Source organism: Calothrix sp. NIES-2100, from assembly GCF_963875285.1.
Classification (GTDB): Bacteria; Cyanobacteriota; Cyanobacteriia; order Cyanobacteriales; family Nostocaceae; genus Aulosira.
Map to the genome: position 1 here is coordinate 9,463,721 of NZ_CAWNLA010000001.1, position 18,716 is coordinate 9,482,436.

Sequence of the window (18,716 nt, forward strand, 5' to 3'; positions counted from 1 at the left end):
TCGATGTGACATCCACGTAAAGGCGTTTTAACACTTTCGTTGTTAATTGTCGATGTCCTATCCTACCCTGTATCGGTACTGGATTAATAGACTGCTGATACTTTGATACAAGAGAATTTGCCCAGTTTCCATATTGAACGCTGTTGCGGAGTCACAATTTTAGCTCCTCATCTCTATTTTTCTTGCAATCTTAAATCAATGACTGTGGCATTAAAGTTGTAATTGAAGCCTTCTAACTCAAATGGCATCCCAATTTTTACTTTGCTGTTCCCTAAAACTGGGCCATTTGCCGTAATTTGTGCTTTACCTTCTAATGTCAACAGCATATCTGTACTATAATTGTTGGTTTTGGGATCTGGTAACTCTTTGAGAGAACCATCCGGTTGGGGAACATTGATTGTTCTTGGTAGTTGTTTTACAGATTTAATAGTAATTTCACCGTGAGGTTGATTGCGGATAATTACGTTGGTTTTACCATTGGCTTTCAATCCCTTATCAAATAATTGCTGTGGATCGCGGACATTTAAACCCCGAACTATTAGGTCTACTTCTATAGGTACTGTTTTTGTACCTACCTGGGCTACAGAACCGGAAGTACCGGGAAAGACAAATATGCCGAATATAACTAGCACAATTACTAGTAAAGCACCTAAATCAAGGAGATTGATTTTGCCGAACAAGCGACCTTTGGAATCTAAAATAGCCATAATAAATTTTCCCAGATATCAGCAGAGTAATCGATTGTAGCAGTAGGCTTGACAAGGATAATGGCAATTTTACCTAGTTAGCAAGCCTCAGAAGCAGCTGGCCTTTGCAGTCAAGCGACAGTTTATCACGACTTCTAAAATTCCGGCTTTGTGTTTTGGTCAATGGTCAGTGGTCAAGGGTCAAGGGTCAATGATCATCGTCGTGGGTGTTTAATAAAGGACAAGGGACAAATGACTAATGATAATTGACAATTGACTAATGACTAATGACTAATGACAAAAATGCAACATAGAAAGTCTAAATTCGTCTAATAATGTGATGTTCTTCAACGATTATCTATAAAAACCGGATTATGAATGCTTGGAATGCCTTTTTGACAAATTACCGTTTGTGGCGGCGTCGCTGGTTTTATCCGTTAATTTCGCTCTTCGTTGCGCTGAGTGTATCTCTGGCTGCACCTCTTCCCGGAAGGGCTTTTGATTTATTACCGCTTCTGTTCCAGGGTGTCCAAATATTTCAGCTATCTAATATATCCGATCGCCAGGAAGTTGATCTGGGTAAGGATATTAATCAGCAAGTAAGTGGTGAAGTTAAGCTTTATCGTAATGCAGAAGTTAATCGCTATGTGGAACAAGTTGGACGGCGGTTGGCTGCTAATAGCGATCGCCCCAATCTCCCTTATACATTCCAAGTAGTTGACGATCCGGCTATTAATGCTTTTGCGACTGCGGGAGGCTATGTTTATGTCCACACCGGTTTGCTGAAAGCTGCTGACAATGAAGCGGAACTAGCCAGTGTCATTGCTCATGAAATCGGTCACATTGGCGGTAAACATTTAGTCAAACAGATGCGACAACAAGCCATTGCTGGTGGTTTAGCTACAGCCGCAGGTTTAGATCGCAATCAAGTGGTAGGACTTGGTGTACAGTTAGCACTTAACCTTCCCCGTAGTCGTCAAGATGAATTTGATGCGGATCAAAGAGGCTTAAGAACTTTGACCCGTAGTGGTTATGCTCAATCGGGAATGGTTTCCTTTATGCAAAAGCTGCTAGGTAAGGGTTCTACGCCGACATTTTTAAGTACTCACCCTGCAACTAGCGATCGCATTAATACTCTCAAACGCTCTATTAATTCTCAACCTAGCAATGGGCGTTATGGATTAGATAATGCTGCTTATAAAGCTAATATCCGCGCCTTACTTTAATTTTGCGAATATTGTGCAGACTCAAAAAGCAGATGGGGGAGATGGGGAAGCAAAATCTTCCTCATCCCAGCCCTCATATTTCATCCTTCAATTGACTATGCTCGCTGCTGGTGGCGGCGAGTACCTTTGATTTCCGATGGATTGATGATAACGGTTGCTTCTTTTAAAGGTAAAGTGCGGACGCGCTTTTTAAATACGTTAACTTGATAAACCAGGTTATTTGTGACATCTAGTGCTGTCAACCAGCCACTACGGGGATGATACGCACCAGTATCTATATCTATCCATCCTCTTCCTTGTGCCAGCTGACCAGGAGTAACACCAGGTAGGGTAAAGGTAATAGTGTGACCAATAATAATTAATTTATCAGGGAAGTATGGTTTTTCAATGCCATGAAATTCTTCTCTGATCCAGCAGAATTGCTCGGCGGTTTGTTTTTCTAAAGGAATCAGTGGGTCAACACCAGCATGGGTTAACCAAACATCCCCTAAATCAATATAAGTGGGCAGGGTTGTCAACCAATCGATATGTTCTTGGGGAATGGTCGCTTCTTGGTAACTAGCTATGGTTGCTTGACCACCGCTGTATAGCCAGGATTGCATCGCTGAATTAGAAGCGCTGCTACCGGTCAATACATTTAACAACATCTGCTCATGATTTCCCAGCAGACAAGGGTAGTTATTGTTTTTGACAAAATTCACTACCTGTGCGCTTTGAGGACCGCGATCAATTAAGTCTCCCAAAAAATAAAGTTGATCGTTCGATGCTGGAGCAATGGCTGCCAATAAAGTCATTAATCCTTCATATTGACCATGCACATCTCCAATAACAATTCGACGCTGGCTAGTTTCGCTCATTTGCTCTTAGCTTGAATGATGTTGCCCACTACTTTTGCTACAGTTTTAGCTGTGCAGTTTTCCGGATAATCAATAAAAAACTTGACAATTTTTATTTTATTCTAATAGATTATTTCGCCAATAGCGATCGCCGCAAATTTAACAACTAAAAACTACATATAACTAATCCAATCGCTCCAGCTGCCAGCATACAATTTACCTTGAGAAATCCCTGCTAATTCCAAGGAGAGTAAATTTACGCAAGCAGTAACACCAGAACCACAGTAAACTATAATTTCCTCAGATTTTGCTAAGTTTTCCCAACGACGGCGTTGTGCATCTGGGGGGAGTAAATACCCTGAAGAATCTGTGACTTCTTGCCAAGGATAGTTAACAGCACCAGGAATATGACCGGCAATTTTATCGATTGGTTCGCGTTCACCTCGATAGCGATCGCTTTCTCTGGAATCTACTAGAGCTACCTCTGGCAAATCTTTTGTACTTTTTACCGTATTAATATCTACTACTTTATCTGTTTTGATTTTGGGCACAAAGTTAGCAGTTTGGGGTTGAGGAATAATATTGGTTACGGGATAACCAGCTTTTTGCCATCCTGCAAAGCCGCCATCAAGTACTACTACTTGTTCATGACCTAAATATTGCAAAAGCCACCACAAACGCGCTGCAAAGGCGAAGCGAGAATCATCGTAAGCTACAACCAAAGTTTTTTGGTAATTAACACCAATTTCTGCTAATTTACGAGCTAAATCTAGAGGATTGGGCAAAGGATGTCTCCCGCCATGTTCTGCTACAGGACTGGAAAGATGCTGATTTAAATCTAGATAATAAGATCCTTCTATGTGGCTTAATTGGTACTGCTGTCTTCCCAATTGTGGATCGGCAAGTGAAAACCGACAATCCACAATTACAACTTGCGGATCATTCAGATGTTCAAATAACCATGCTGGTGAAATAACTAATTTGTCAGTTGTCATTTGTCATTTGTCATTTGTCAATGGTCAGTTGTCATTTGTCAGTTGTCATTTGTCAATGGTCATCTTCTCCTTGTCTCCCTTGTCCTTCTTCCAGTTCCATATCTCTCTTTTATTCATAAAATGCTAGATTCTGAACAATTTATCCCCCAAACTACGGCAGATGGTTCCTTCACTTTTACTTCCAAAGAGTTTGGCGAAGACTTTCATAGTCATTATGGAGCCAAGCAGGAGAGTTTTCTCAAGTTTGCAGAACCGACTCAACTGGCTTTCCGCGCTCAAGAACCAGTTTTGCGGCTGTTGGATATTTGTTATGGTCTAGGATACAACACAGCTGCTGCTTTGCAGACAATCTGGGACATAAATCCTCATTGTCATGTTGAAATCATAGCGTTAGAACTTAATCCTGCTGTCCCACAAGCGGCGATCGCCCATCACTTATTTGACAATTGGGGCTACAAGTATACCGATATTTTGCATCAGCTAGCTTTTAACTATCAAGTGCAGCAGGAATACCTGAAGGCTGAGTTAATCATTGGGGATGCGCGAAATTCGATTCAATTACTCAATCAATCTGGTTTTTTAGCGGATGCAATTTTCCTCGATCCTTTTTCCCCGCCTCAATGTCCTCAGTTATGGACTGTGGAGTTCGTCAACCAAATTTCTTTGTGTTTGCATCCACATGGCATTTTAGCTACTTATTCCTGTGCTGCTGCTGTACGCACGGCTCTATTAAGCGCTGGTTTAGTTATCGGTTCTACCCCACCAGTAGGAAGGCGATCGCCTGGTACTGTAGCAGTTCATCAGAAATATTCTGGTAACTTAACACTTTTGCCCCTTTGCCAAGCAGAAAAAGAGCATTTACTCACTCGTGCTGCTATTCCTTACCGTGACCCCCAATTGATCGACCCTGCTGATGTAATATTGATGCGACGACAACAAGAGCAACAAGCTTCTTCATTAGAGTCTACCTCTCGCTGGCGAAAAAGGTGGCTGTTTGACAGTGCTGCCAGCAATTCTCAACAAGCCAATTCTTAATTAATTTACAGCAGATTTTCACTTGGTTAAGACTTACGCAGGTATTGGGTCTGGGGTTATAGGTATTGCGAAAACTCTTTCCTCATCCCTCATCCCTAGCCTCTCATACCTACTTCCCAATTAATTGAAGTTTTTCCTAGTAATGCAGATCATTAATCTTTGTGTTCTAAATCACCCAAACATAGCATTAATTTAGTAGATACTACACTAAAGACAATTAGCGAAATTATTTAATATCTTCAGAGGAAAAGAAAAAACTTAAATTCCCCACTCACTGATAAATAAAGAGAAATTTTTCTCTAGCGATCCTCAATCATTCATAAAAAAATCTCATGCCTCATGACGGCAGTTCGCCCACGAGAAACCCCTGCGTACCCGTCACTCACTGCCTACCCATATCCATTTGCTCGATGAGAAATTGCTACCGTCGAGTCACTGCCTTCCTGTCCCTACTGCGGAAAGCATCTGGCGTTGAGCGTCGGTTCTCGGCGTAAGCGCAGCGAAGGTCCCGATCATCTCGTGTCTGCTCAAGGATAGCCTCTTGCTAGCTTGCTTAAGCGCAGGGGTACGCCAAGGTCTCCGACGAACAGAAATTTTGTCAGAAATGACCATTGCCAGAGTGCCTATTGTCTTCTAGAGCAGTGGCAATTAAAAAATGAATTCTGATACGCTTTGCTCAGTCAATGTCTCAGGCAGAAATCAAGCACCTAAAATAGTGAGGAAGTTTATTTAATTTTTTTCAAAAATTATTAAAAAACATAATGTATTTAAGGGAAAAAAATATGTGTATTATAAATTAATTAGGAAATTTGGCAAGATATTGGCTGTCATCAAGGCAAATACTAAACTTAACAAGTTTAAAAAAGTGAAACCGTTGACGTTTATTGAAAAAACTGGAGCACTTTTGTGATTCAATGGGAACGCAAGCATACAAACTCTAACGAAAAAGTCGCTAGTGGGTCTAACCCCCTCAGCAAATTAACGAATATAAGTTCAAATCATGTCCTAGAATTACAAAATGTAGAGGGTGATTCAATGGGCTTATCTAAAGGAGAGTTTATGCTTGAAAACACCCCAGCATTGCCTTCTTGGATGAAACAGCAAAATTTGCATAAAGATGACGAATCATTAGACTCGAGAAAGCCACAAAACCAAAGTGCTAAAGTGAATAGCGGGGATTCAGATCTACCAAAAGTTTTAGTAGTAGATGACCATGCCGCCAGTCGGATGACTGCTGTTGCACTTTTGGGGATGGAAGGTTACGAAATTATTGAAGCTGACAGTGGTTCTAAGGCAGTGGATCTGGTTTCAGAACAACAACCAGATCTAGTTTTGCTGGATGTGATGATGCCGGGAATGGATGGGTTTGAAGTATGCCAGATCTTGAAACAAAATGAGCTTACTAGGCTAATTCCAGTCATTTTTATTACGGCTTTAAATGATAGGCGATCGCGTATTCGGGGTATTGAAGTTGGAGCAGATGATTTTCTCACCAAACCTTTTGATCGGGTAGAACTTGCAGCCCGTGTTAAATCATTAGTCAGTCAAAAGCGTCTCAATGAAGACTTAGATCATGCCGAAAAAGTCCTATTTTCAGTTGCTAGAGCCATCGAAAGTCGAGACCCCAATACTGGCGACCACTGCGAACGGTTGGTAAAACTAGGACAAGCTTTTGGTGAATACCTCTGTCTCTCACGCAACCAAATTCGAGATTTGATGTGGGGTGGTTATCTGCATGATATTGGCAAGGTAGGCATACCTGATGCTGTGCTATTGAAAAAAGGCAAACTCACTGAGGAAGAGTGGGAGATTATGAGACAGCATGTTTCTATTGGGGAAAAAATTTGCCAGCCACTACGCAGTATGCGGGGTGTAATTCCGATTATTCGCCATCACCACGAGCGCTGGGATGGATCGGGCTACCCTGATGGTCTCAAAGGTAATGATATTCCCTACATAGCACAAGTGTTTCAGATCATCGATATTTATGATGCTCTAACCAGCGAACGACCTTACAAAAGGAGTTTTACTCCAGAGGAAGCACTTAATATCATGCTAGAAGAAACCAATACCGGTTGGCGCAATCCTGAACTCGTGCAGCAGTTTGTCGATTTCATCAAAACAAAAGTTTCTTAGTGCCCAGGTGCAATGAAGTTAAGGTTGAAGTTAGTTTAGTATGATAAACAGCACAAAATATTTCAATTAAACTTGATGGATTCCTCCTCGACCTTAACTTCCGATGCGATCGCAGCAGGCTTTCATGCGCTGTCTGAACCTTTGCGGCTGAAAGTCTTGGAACTGTTGCGCGAGCAAGAACTGTGTGTGTGTGACTTGTGCGCGACTTTAGGAGTTACGCAGTCAAAGCTGTCTTTTCACCTCAAAGCTCTCAAAGATGCAGGCTTAGTGCGATCGCGTCAAGAAGGACGCTGGATTTACTACAGCCTGAATGTGGCTCAATTTCTCGTTCTAGAACAATATTTATCCGATTATCGTCGCCTAGCCAAAATTTTACCTGCCCGCCCCTGCTAAATTTACCAATAATACATCAAATTTTTTTGATGAATTTTTATATTCTGTAGTTGACAAGATACTGACATATCAAGTTTTATTGAAATGACAGGTCTACAAACTTAGCGACAACACAGGGTAGAGAAGTCAATGCAAGCACAAGTCAAGAAATTGGCTCTGGCGCTGGGAACGGTGGCTTTAGTAAGCAGTTGTGCAGCTAGCTCAACTTCTAGTAGTGAAAGTCAACAGTCCCCAAATGCTATAGAAGCTAGTAATACTAAAAAGAATGGCACAACAATAAAAATTGATGGTTCTAGTACTGTATATCCAATAACGCAAGCGATCGCCAAAGACTTTACAGCGAACTCCAATAACAAGTCGCAAGTAGAAGTGAAATTTTCTGGTACTACAGGCGGATTTGAAAAATTCTGTGCTGGAGAAACAGATATCAACAATGCTTCCCGACCGATTTTGCTCTCAGAGATGGAAGCTTGCAAGAAAAATGGGGTAGGGTACATAGAGCTTCCGATCGCTTTTGATGCCCTTACCGTTGCTGTTCATCCGCAAAATAACTGGGCTAAAGATATCACAGTAGCAGAATTAAAGAAGATTTGGGAACCTGCGGCTGAAGGAAAAATTACCAAATGGAACCAAATACGCCCATCTTGGCCAGATCGTCCTTTATCTTTGTACGGTGCAGGTAAAAAATCTGGTACTTTTGACTACTTTACAGAGGCAGTTGTAGGTAAAGTCCGAGCCTCTCGTAACGATTATACAGCCAGTGAAGATGATGAAGTATTGGTAGACGGGATACGTAAAGACCCCAATGCTTTGGGTTACTTTGGCTACGCATATTATGAAAAACATCAAGATAAGTTAAAAGCGCTCTCCATTGATAACGGACGTGGTGCAGTCTCGCCATCACGTCAAGCCGTCGAGAAAGGTCAGTATCAACCGCTTTCTCGACCTTTGTTTATCTATGTCAATCCGCAGTCTTTAGCAAACAGAGGAACGCTGTACACGTTCGCAGATTTCTATATTAAGAACGCATCAAAAGCAGTCAGTTCTGTAGGGTATATACCTTTACCAGATGATGGTTACCAAATCAATTATGTTCACTTGTACAAAGGCAAAGTAGGAACAGTCTTTGATGGAAAAGCCCAAATGAACTTAACAATTGGTGAGTTGTTACGCAAAGAAGCGAAATTCTAGGTCTTTTTCAACTCAAACATTGATAAGTTTTTGTGGAATAAGTGATGACAACGAAAACCATTTCTAAACAGCTTTCTTTTCTCGATCGCTTCCTGACTTTATGGATTTTTTTAGCAATGGCCGTCGGGGTGGGTATAGGCTATTTTATTCCTGGAGTCGAAGCATTTATTAATCAGTTTCAGGTAGGAACCACCAATATACCAATTGCCATTGGTTTAATTTTAATGATGTACCCACCCCTAGCCAAGGTGCGGTATGAAGAGTTAGGTGATGTATTTCGTAACGGAAAAATTCTCGGTGTGTCACTAATTCAGAATTGGATTATTGGGCCAATTCTCATGTTTGCGTTGGCGGCTATCTTCTTACGTAATTATCCAGAATACATGACGGGATTGATTTTAATTGGATTAGCCCGTTGTATTGCAATGGTAGTTGTGTGGAGCGATCTAGCACGAGGCAATACTGAGTACACAGCTGGATTGGTTGCTTTCAACAGCATATTTCAGGTCATTTTCTACAGCCCTTATGCTTGGTTCTTTATTAGTGTGCTACCTCCTCTATTTGGATTGCAAGGTAGTATCGTTAACGTCAGCATTTCCGAGATAGCTCAAAGTGTATTCATCTATCTTGGTATTCCCTTTTTAGCTGGATTTTTCACTCGTTTCTTTTTAGTGAAAGCGAAAAGCAAGCGCTGGTATCACGAGGAATTTGTGACTAAAATCAGCCCCATCACATTGATTGCTTTGTTATTTACAATCGTCGTCATGTTCAGCTTGAAAGGGAATTTAATTGTTCAAATTCCTCTAGATGTGATTAAGATTGCAATTCCGCTGATTATCTACTTTATCTTCATGTTTTTGGTCAGCTTTTACATGGCTTGGCGAATTAAGACAGACTATTCCAGAGCCGCAAGTGTAGCATTTACAGCCGCAGGAAATAATTTTGAACTTGCGATCGCAGTGGCGATCGCAGTATTTGGTATTAATTCAGGTGCGGCTTTTGCAGCTGTTGTTGGGCCGCTGGTGGAAGTACCTGTATTAATTAGTCTTGTTAATGTTGCTTTCTGGTTTGAAAAACGTTATTTCTCAGCATCTGAATCGAGAACTTTCTAGAGGAATCTAACTATGAAACGCATCATGTTTGTTTGCAAAAAGAACTCCGCACGCTCCCAAATGGCGGAAGGCTTTGCCAAAACACTGGGTAAGGGAAAGATTGATGTAACTAGCTCTGGATTAGAAGCAAGTGAAGTTAGACCAGAAGCGATCGCTACTATGAAAGAAATTGGCATCGACATTACCGATCAACATTCCAAACCTCTAAGTGACTTCCAAGCAGAAGATTTTGATGTCGTGATTTCTCTGTGTGGCTGTGGTGTGAATTTGCCAACAGAGTGGGTTGTACGAGAAGTATTTGCAGATTGGCAATTAGATGATCCAGCAGAACAGCCAGAAATTTTCCCCAGAGTGCGCGATGAGATTAAAGAACGAGTGGTTCAATTAATTGAGTCACTGACAGCAGAATTTACCCCTGTGGGATAAAGATTTGTCGTGCTGGGATGATAGTAGCAGTGGCAGAAGGCACGGCAGCCAAAATTTTTTCGATAAGTTAACAATCTTGATGATGCCGTGCCCCTACCATGTATTTTTCTTTCCTTGCGATCCGTTTTAGATGATTAATTTCTATGCTGACATTTCTATGACAACATTTGACCATCCCCCCAGAATTTTGTTTTTGTATGGCTCTCTGCGTGAGCGTTCCTATAGCCGCCTCTTAGCAGAGGAAGCAGCACGCATCATTGAAGAATTTGGCGCAGAGGTAAAGTTTTTCGATCCACGAGAATTGCCAATCCACGGTAGCGTACCTGACACTCACCCAAAAGTGCAAGAGTTGCGGGAATTGAGCCAGTGGTCAGAAGGACAGGTTTGGTCTAGCCCGGAACTCCACGGTAATATTAGTGGCATTATGAAAAACCAAATTGACTGGATTCCCCTAAATATTGGAGCCGTTCGCCCAACTCAAGGGAGAACTTTGGCTGTGATGCAAGTCAGCGGTGGATCGCAGTCGTTCAACGCTGTCAACACCTTGAGAATTCTGGGGCGCTGGATGCGGATGTTTACTATCCCCAATCAATCCTCGGTAGCTAAAGCCTATCAGGAGTTTAACGAGGACGGTACGATGAAGGATTCCTCCTATCGCGATCGCGTTGTGGATGTGATGGAAGAACTTTATAAGTTCACCTTGTTACTACGTGACAAAGTAGACTACCTCACAGATCGCTACAGCGAACGCAAGGAAAAAGCCGCAAAACAGATAATTGAAGTAGCAAACCAAGCTCTACGGTGAAAATGAAAACCTTTTGACTTAATAATAGCTTTGATATTGATCTAATTAATTCTTGGTATTTCAGACTATGATGATTAGCTGGTAATATTTGAGGCTCAATCTCAAAATACCAAGCGCGAAAGCGCAATTCATTAATAGCTGATAGCTAAGTTATGGTAGTTGTAGCAATTCTAGCGGCGGGACGCGGCACAAGGATGAAATCACAGCTGCCCAAAGTTTTACATTCTTTGGGTGGGCGATCGCTAGTAGAGAGAGTGATTAACAGTGTAGAACCTCTTTCTCCTTCACGGCGGTTAGTGATTGTGGGATATCAGGCCAAGGAAGTAAAAGCAGCCATGCAGTCAATTCCTGGTTTGGAGTTTGTCGAACAGACTGTACAACAAGGAACTGGTCATGCGATCCAGCAATTACTTCCTCACTTGGAAGATTACGCCGGGGATTTAATCGTCTTAAACGGTGATGTGCCGCTATTAACTAGCCAAACCCTCACAACTTTGTGGCAAACTCACCAAGAACATGAGAATGCTGCCACTATTCTCACAGCATATTTGCCTGATGCTAAAGGTTATGGGCGAGTTTTTTGCGATAGTGAAAATATTGTGCAACAAATTGTGGAAGACAAGGATTGCACCAATGCTCAAAAACAGAATCGCCGGATTAATGCTGGGGTTTATTGCTTCCGTTGGCAAAATTTAGCAAAAGTACTGCCCCATCTCCAGGCAAATAATAGTCAACAAGAATATTATCTCACCGATGCTGTGACTCAAGTTGGAAAAGTGATGGCTGTTGATGTGCAAGACTATCAAGAAATTCTTGGCATCAACGATCGCTTACAACTGGCAAGTGCTTACGAGATTTTACAAACACGAGTTAAAGAAAAATGGATGTTGGCGGGTGTCACGCTCATAGATCCTCATAGTATTACGATTGATGACACTGTAGAATTACAGCCAGACGTGATTATTGAACCCCAAACTCACCTGCGTGGCGATACTGTGATTAAAGCCGGAAGTCATGTTGGGCCTGGGAGTTTAATTGAAGATAGCCAGTTAGGTGAAAATGTCACAGTACAATATTCTGTAGTTAAGGGCAGCATTGTACAAGCTGGATGTCAGATTGGCCCCTTTACCCATTTACGCGGTCAAGTGCAAGTAGGCGCTGGCTGTCGTGTTGGTAATTTTGTGGAATTAAAAAATACTCAGTTAGGCGATCGCACTAATGTGGCACATTTGTCTTATTTAGGTGATACTACCGCTGGCACAAAAGTCAACATCGGTGCAGGTACTATTACTGCCAACTATGATGGTGTGAAAAAACATCGTACCAAAATCGGCGATCGCACTAAAACTGGTGCTAATAGCGTTTTAGTTGCGCCAATTACTTTAGGTAATGATGTCTATATAGCCGCTGGTTCAACTGTCACAGAAGATGTTTCTGATGATGCGATGGTGATTGCCCGTGCGCGTCAGGTAGTCAAACCTGGTTGGCGCAACAAAAGTGCTGAGAATCAGCCTTAAACAATTGACCTCACCCCCAACCCCTCTCCTAACAGGAGAGGGGAGTAAGAATTGTACTTTTTCTTACCCCAGACTCTCCTTGTAGGAGAGGGAGGTTGGGTGGGTGAGGTTTGTTTTGTTGAATTTACTCCGCTTCTCCAATTAAGGTAAACGCCGCCCAGTTTACAGGGTCGGGGTTGGTTTTCATCGTTGTTAGCATTGCTTCTCTCAACGCTTTAGCTTTATCAGGTTTTTTACTTATATTTTGATAAAACTCAGTCATTAAAAATGCTGTTGGACTATCCGGAACTTGCCACAGAGAAACCACAATGCTGGGTACACCTGCGCTGATAAAAGAGCGAGATAAACCAATCACCCCATCCCCTGTAATTTTTCCTCGTCCAGTATCGCAGGCGCTGAGAACCACGAGTTCTGCTGGTAGTTTCAGATCCAAAATTTCTTCAGCAGTCAGCAAACCATCATCTTTACCAGACGGTGCAAGGGCTACAGCACTTCCCAAACCACGTAAATCATCAAAAAATCCATGCGTTGCTAAATGAATGATGTGTGCTTGGGTCATTTTTTGCGCGATCGCTGTTTCTGTTGCTTGAGAACCGGTGATCGCTTTGGTGTTGAGTAGCGGTGCGATCGCTTTTGCTTCCTTTTCTGCACCTGGTAAAGGTGTCAACTGTTGCGGTTGTGTTCCTGGTATCAGAGATACAAAAGGCATCGTAGGATTACCGACCACTAAATTTGCTAGATCAGCCGATTTGCCTTTCTGTGCTAGCTTTTGCTGGCGAGTTAAATCCAGCAGTTGTATCGATGGCGCAGTGAGAATTGTGTGTTTTTCGACCAAGTATTTGTTTTGCTCATCTTGCAATGCGGGGAAAGGAACCAAGAACAGGGAACCTTGGGGGATGAAAATAATGCGATCGCTGGGGTTGCTAGGTAGCTGGTTTGCGATCGGTTTAATTAACAAATCATGCAGTTGTTGTAAGCGTTTGGGTTTATTTGCATTATCAGCTGCTGCGGCGACAATCCCACCTGCGCGACTTCTTACCCCTATAGAGAGTCGGGAGATATCAACTAATTGGGTTAAAGTTTTATTCTCTGTTTGCAATAACGGCTTGATGTCTTGGCGATGAAATGCAACTTCACCTGTAGGTTTAACCACCCAAATATAGATTTCTGATTCTTTGGTTTGTTGTTTATCTTCTTGATTAACTATTGAATATTGCACCAAAGTGGCATTTTGTGCTTTCGCAATTTGTTTAATCTGCTCAATATTTGGCGGTGTAATATTTGATGGCTGTGTTTTGTTTGGAGATAAGCGCCTTGCGAGTAATTCCACAAAAGCACGAGAACGTCCGCGTTCAGAAATTTCTAACGCTTGATTAATTTTATTTTGAGCAATTAAAACTTCTTGCAACAGGCGATAGGTGCGAGATTGTTTTTCAAAGATAGAAACCTTATTAGCATCATTTAATCCAGCGCGCAGAGATTCCCAAACTTTTATAGCTTCAAAGAGGTTTTTCTCGGCTTCTGGTTGATTCTTTGATTTAATCAAAGCATAAGCTAAATTATTCAGTGCGTTACCTTCTGCTTCCTTGTCTTCATTTTGTCGTGCTTTCGCCAAGCTTTGATTGTGGAGTTCAATTGCTTTGGCGGTGTCACCTAGAGAAAGATAAGTATTTCCTAAACCTGCTAAAGATTCGCTAGGTGTGAAATCTAGAGTTTCTTTGTAATATTGAATAGCTTTGAAGTAATCACTCGAAACATAATAAATATTGGCCAAATTGACTTTATCTTTTCCTATACCAGAGCCGTTTTGCAGATTCTCATCGATGGCTAATGCTTGCGAGTAATCTTTAATAGCTTCGTTATATTTACCTTGGGAATTATAAACATTACCTCGACCTCGGAGAATTTCTGCTTTGAGTTGAGTGTCTTGTTGTTGGAGAAGTTTTAATGCGTCTTCGTAAAACTTAATTGTTTGTTGATAATCTGCTAAGGAATTGTAAACGCTACCAAGATTTGAGAGATTTCTGGCTGTAATTTCTGGGTAATTGTGTTTTTGGGCAATGATTGATGCTTGGATGTAGAAATTAATAGCGTTAGTGTAATCGCTGAGACAATAGTAAGCGTTGCCTAGTTTTTCTTGGATAACAGCTTGGTTTTCATAGTCTGCAATTTCTTGGTAGATTTTCTGGGCTTTTTCCCAAGGGTTGAATGCCAGGGCACAATTTGGGGCGGGAAACTCTAAATCGCGCAATCTGTTGGCTTGTACTTTTGGGGAAGAGGTAATTGTTTCATTCGATTTCAATAAGGCTAGTTGTTTGCCAGAGATGTTCCATATACGAGCCGTACTATCATCAGATGCAGTAATTATGCGCTGTCCATTTGGGCTAAAGTTAGCGCTATTAATATTGCCTTGATGCCCAATCAGTTCAGCTAGCAATTTGCCAGAGGTATCCCACACCTGAGCAATGCCCTCACTAGATGTGGTGACAATCAGCTTACTATCGAGGCTAAAATTAGCATTTGTGGCATAACCTTTATTAAGTTTAAGTTCAGCTAGCAATTTGCCGTTTGTATCCCAAACTTTGGGATCAATAGATGGGGTGAGAATCAGCTTGCTATCGGGACTAAAAGTGGCACTGTGTCTTAAAGATACGCTTTCGAGTTCAGTGAGCAGTTTGCCATTTGTATTCCACACCTGAACAGGTTGACTCCAAGGTGTTGTGAGAATTAGTTTACCATCTGGACTAAAACTGGCACTTTCGAGTACACTTTCATGCCCTTTGAGTTCGGTGAGCAGTTTGCCAGATAAATCCCATACTTTAGCAGTTTTGTCATAAGAAGCAGTGACAATCAGTTTGCCATCAGGACTAAAATTGGCGCTGCTGACTTGCTGTTGATGCCCTTTAAGTTCGGTGAGAAGTTTACCATTTGTATTCCACACCTTAGCAGTGTTGTCCCAAGAAGCAGTCACAACTAGTTTGCTATCAGGACTAAAACTGGCATATCTGACAAAATATTGATGCCCTTTGAGTTCAGTTAGTAATTTACCAGAGGTATCCCACACCCTGGCAGTATTGTCATCAGATGCGGTGACAACCCACTTGCTATCTGGGCTAAAACTAGCAATGTTAACTTTGCCTTGATGCCCTTTGAGTTGGATTAAAAGCTTACCATTTGCATCCCACAACTGAGCAGTGTTGTCATCAGTTGCGGTGACAATTAGTTTGCCATTGGGACTAAAACTAGCGTGTTTGAAATAATTGGGATTTCCTTTGAAGAAAGCTAGGGATTTGCCATTAATATCCCACAATCGAGCCGTACCGTCATTAGATGCGGTAACAATCATCTTACTATCAGGGCTAAAACTGATATTTTTGACACTACTACTATGTCCTTTGAGAGTTGCAAGCAACTTGCCAGAAGTATTCCATACTTCGGCACTAGCACCATTCTCAGATGATCCGGTTGCGGTAACAATCAGTTTGCTGTCTGGACTAAAACTGGCCACATCATAACCGCCTGAATAGCCAGTAAGTTTGACTAATAACTTACCAGAGATATCCCACACCAAGGCAGTGCCATCATAAGATGATGCGGCGACGATTAGCTTGCCATCTGGACTAAAGCTGGCATTTCTAACTTCTCTCGGATGCCCTTTGAGTTCAGTTAGTAATTTACCAGAAGTATCCCATACCCTGACGATTTTACCCAAAAGTGATGTGGTGACAATGAACTTGCTATTGGGGCTAAACTCTGCACTAGTAACCCAACCTTCATGCCCAGTCAGTTCGGCTAGTAGCTTACCAGAGATATTCCACACCCTGGCTGTTCCATCCCAAGATGCGGTGAGAATCAGCTTACCATCTGGGCTAAAACTGGCACTGCCAACACTATCAGTATGCCCTTTAAGTTCTGTGAGCAGCTTACCTGAAGTATCCCACAACCGAGCAGTGCGATCGCCAGATCCGGTGAGAATCAGCTTGCCATCTGGACTAAAACTAGCGCTGTAAACTAAATATTGACCTTTAGTGAACAGTTTTGCCAGCATTTTGCCAGAGGTATCCCATAGTCGGGCAGTGCCGTCATCTGATGCAGTTACAATCAACTTACCATCCGGACTAAAAGTGGCACTTTTGACTTCTTCTTGATGCCCAATGAGTTCAACAAGCAACTTTCCCGATGTATCCCACAAGCGGGCAGTTCCGTCATCTGATGCAGTCACAACCAACTTACCATCGGGGCTAAAATAAGCTGTGTTAACATCTTGATCCGACTCATTACTTAAAGGCTTTTTGGACTTTTGCTGGGGTTTCTGAATATTAGAAGGAGATGATTTGGGTAACTCCAGTTTGGTAAGCAATTGGTTAGTGGTATCCCATACTTTGGCTGTGTCATTGGATACGGTAATAACCAACTTGCCATCTGAGCTAAAGCTGGCTTTGTCACCTTCTGGGAGTTTTATGAGCAGCTTTCCAGAGATATCCCATATTCGACCAGATGCAGTAATTATGCGTTGTCCATCGGGGCTAAAGCTGGCACTTACACCTTCTGGGAGTTGAGCAAGCAGTTTACCAGAGGTATCCCACAATCGGGTAGTGTGCTTATCTTCCGTGGCAATTAACTTACCATTGGGGCTAAAACTGGCTTGTCGGACTGTTTCATCATGTCCTTTGAGTTCTGCGAGCAGCTTGCCAGATATATTCCATAGCCAAGCGGTGTTACCAAAAAGTGATCTAGTGACAATTAGTTTGCTATCCGGGCTAAAACTGGCATCGGTGACAAAACTATGATGCCCTTTGAGTTCAGTTATCAGCTTGCCAGAAGTATCCAAGACTCGAGTAGGATTGTCCTTGGATGCTATAACAAGCATCTTCCCATCTGGGCTAAAACCGACAATATTCACATCACTATTACGCCCTTTGAGTTGTACCAGGAACTTACCATTTTTATCCCACACCCGAACTGTGTCAGGCATGGTAGATCGAGTAACAATCAACTTGCCATCTGAGCTAAAACTAGCTGTTTCGACATTATCAGTATGTCCAGTGAGTTCAGCTAACAGATTACCTGAAGTGTTCCAAATTTTGGCGGTTTTGTCCCTGGATGCAGTAACAATTAACTTACCATCTGGACTAAAATTCGCGTTATTAACAATATCAGTATGCCCTTTAAGTTCAGTTATTAGCTTGCCAGAATTGTCCCAAATTCTCGCAGTTTTATCATAAGATGTAGTGAGAATCAGTTTCCCGTCGGGGCTAAAACTGGCACTATCAATATCACTTTGATTTGCTTGGAGTTCTGTAAAAAGTTTGCTGGAAGTGTCCCACACCCGCGCAGTACCATCAATAGATGCAGTGACAATCCACTTGCTATCTCGACTCCAAGCTACGCCAATAATCCCACCCTGATGTCCTTTTAACTTACCTATCAACTTCCCCGCAGAATTCCAAACTAAGGCAGTCTTATCAACCGATGCTGTGATAATTCTCTTGCCATCGGAGCTAAAACTCGCACTCAACACACTGTCCTTATGCCCTTGCAAAACTAATAATTGCTTCCCTGATAAATCCCACACCCGCACCGTTTTATCATCGGATGCTGTAACTATCCGCTTACCATCAGGGCTAAAATTCGCACTCCATACCGTGTCCGTATGCCCTTGCAACTGCGCCAACACCTTACCCGAAAAATCCCAAACACGCGCCGTTTTATCAGCCGAAGCAGTTACAATTCTCTGCCCATCAGGACTAAAATTGGCACTGTAAACACTCCCCTCATGCCCTTTAAATTCCGCCAACTGCTTTCCTGAAACATCCCAAATCCGCACAGTTTTATCAGCACCCGCAGTCACAATCCGCTTTCCATCCGGGCTAAAATTGGCGCTGTAAACATTACCCTCATGTCCTTTGAGTTCAGCTAACTGTTGCCCGGAATTATTCCACACCCGAGCAGTACCATCAAAAGATGCGGTGACAATTAACTGTCCATCAGCGCTAAAATTCGCACTCCGCACACTTCCCTGATGTCCTTGTAATACCACCAACTCTTTACCCGTAAAATCCCAGATCCGGGCAGTTCCGTCACTACCTGCGGTGACTATGCGTTTACCATCCTGGCTCAAGTTGGCGCTGTTAACACTACCCTCATGTCCTTTAAATTGTTGTAACTCGGCAAAATAATCAACAAAGTTCCCTGATACAGCAGCATTTTTTGTCTGATTCGGCGTTTGGGCTAACACCTGAGTTGCAGGGAACAATATTGATAAATTTTGCCCAAAGGTTGGTGAAATTACTACCAGGAAGGTAATAAAAGCAATTAAAAGGATTCGGCAATAACGCATAACTTCTGTTGTGGGTAG

The 18,716-nt window shown here is 42.2% G+C and carries 13 protein-coding genes; 9 read left to right on the top strand and 4 right to left on the bottom strand.

What is annotated here, in order from left to right:
- Positions 1-173: 173 nt before the first annotated feature.
- The gene (locus tag AACU32_RS38550; RefSeq protein WP_096607486.1) at positions 174-707 is read right to left on the bottom strand and encodes a DUF4330 domain-containing protein; all 534 of its coding nucleotides are present in this window, start codon (positions 705-707) and stop codon (positions 174-176) included.
- Between the two features lie 353 nt (positions 708-1,060).
- Between AACU32_RS38550 and AACU32_RS38555 the strand changes: the two genes are divergently transcribed.
- Positions 1,061-1,912 (top strand): M48 family metallopeptidase, encoded by an 852-nt coding sequence (locus tag AACU32_RS38555; RefSeq protein ID WP_096607487.1) that lies wholly within the window; start codon positions 1,061-1,063, stop codon positions 1,910-1,912.
- Positions 1,913-2,007: 95 nt separating this feature from the next.
- Here AACU32_RS38555 and AACU32_RS38560 read toward each other — a convergent pair whose 3' ends face one another.
- Positions 2,008-2,769 carry a metallophosphoesterase family protein gene (locus AACU32_RS38560; protein ID WP_096607488.1) on the bottom strand — a complete coding sequence of 254 codons (762 nt, stop codon included), beginning with the start codon at positions 2,767-2,769 and terminating at the stop codon, positions 2,008-2,010.
- Positions 2,770-2,921: 152 nt separating this feature from the next.
- Complete coding sequence (locus AACU32_RS38565; protein WP_096607489.1) at positions 2,922-3,743, bottom strand: sulfurtransferase; 822 nt, start codon at positions 3,741-3,743, stop codon at positions 2,922-2,924.
- A gap of 120 nt (positions 3,744-3,863) precedes the next feature.
- Here AACU32_RS38565 and AACU32_RS38570 point away from each other — a divergent pair, with 120 nt between their 5' ends.
- From AACU32_RS38570 to glmU, 8 genes are all read left to right on the top strand, one after another.
- Complete coding sequence (locus tag AACU32_RS38570) at positions 3,864-4,778, top strand: tRNA (5-methylaminomethyl-2-thiouridine)(34)-methyltransferase MnmD (protein ID WP_096607490.1); 915 nt, start codon at positions 3,864-3,866, stop codon at positions 4,776-4,778.
- Between the two features lie 906 nt (positions 4,779-5,684).
- Positions 5,685-6,914, top strand: a complete 1,230-nt coding sequence (locus AACU32_RS38575) for a response regulator (RefSeq protein ID WP_096607491.1) — start codon at positions 5,685-5,687, stop codon at positions 6,912-6,914.
- Between the two features lie 75 nt (positions 6,915-6,989).
- A complete protein-coding gene (locus AACU32_RS38580; protein ID WP_096607492.1) occupies positions 6,990-7,307 on the top strand; it encodes an ArsR/SmtB family transcription factor in 318 nt (105 codons plus the stop codon).
- A 129-nt stretch (positions 7,308-7,436) separates the two neighbouring features.
- Positions 7,437-8,498, top strand: coding sequence for a PstS family phosphate ABC transporter substrate-binding protein (locus AACU32_RS38585; RefSeq protein WP_096607493.1), 1,062 nt, complete (start codon positions 7,437-7,439; stop codon positions 8,496-8,498).
- A gap of 44 nt (positions 8,499-8,542) precedes the next feature.
- The gene (arsB, locus tag AACU32_RS38590) at positions 8,543-9,610 is read left to right on the top strand and encodes an ACR3 family arsenite efflux transporter (protein WP_096607494.1); all 1,068 of its coding nucleotides are present in this window, start codon (positions 8,543-8,545) and stop codon (positions 9,608-9,610) included.
- A 12-nt stretch (positions 9,611-9,622) separates the two neighbouring features.
- A complete protein-coding gene (gene arsC / locus AACU32_RS38595; protein WP_096607495.1) occupies positions 9,623-10,036 on the top strand; it encodes an arsenate reductase, glutathione/glutaredoxin type in 414 nt (137 codons plus the stop codon).
- A gap of 157 nt (positions 10,037-10,193) precedes the next feature.
- Entirely contained in the window at positions 10,194-10,841 is a 648-nt protein-coding gene (arsH, locus tag AACU32_RS38600; protein ID WP_096607496.1) for an arsenical resistance protein ArsH, read from the top strand.
- 152 nt (positions 10,842-10,993) lie between these two features.
- Entirely contained in the window at positions 10,994-12,358 is a 1,365-nt protein-coding gene (glmU, locus tag AACU32_RS38605) for a bifunctional UDP-N-acetylglucosamine diphosphorylase/glucosamine-1-phosphate N-acetyltransferase GlmU (protein ID WP_096607497.1), read from the top strand.
- A gap of 124 nt (positions 12,359-12,482) precedes the next feature.
- On the opposite strand, the gene AACU32_RS38610 is transcribed toward glmU, so the two are convergent.
- Positions 12,483-18,698 carry a CHAT domain-containing protein gene (locus AACU32_RS38610; RefSeq protein WP_096607498.1) on the bottom strand — a complete coding sequence of 2,072 codons (6,216 nt, stop codon included), beginning with the start codon at positions 18,696-18,698 and terminating at the stop codon, positions 12,483-12,485.
- Positions 18,699-18,716: the final 18 nt, after the last annotated feature.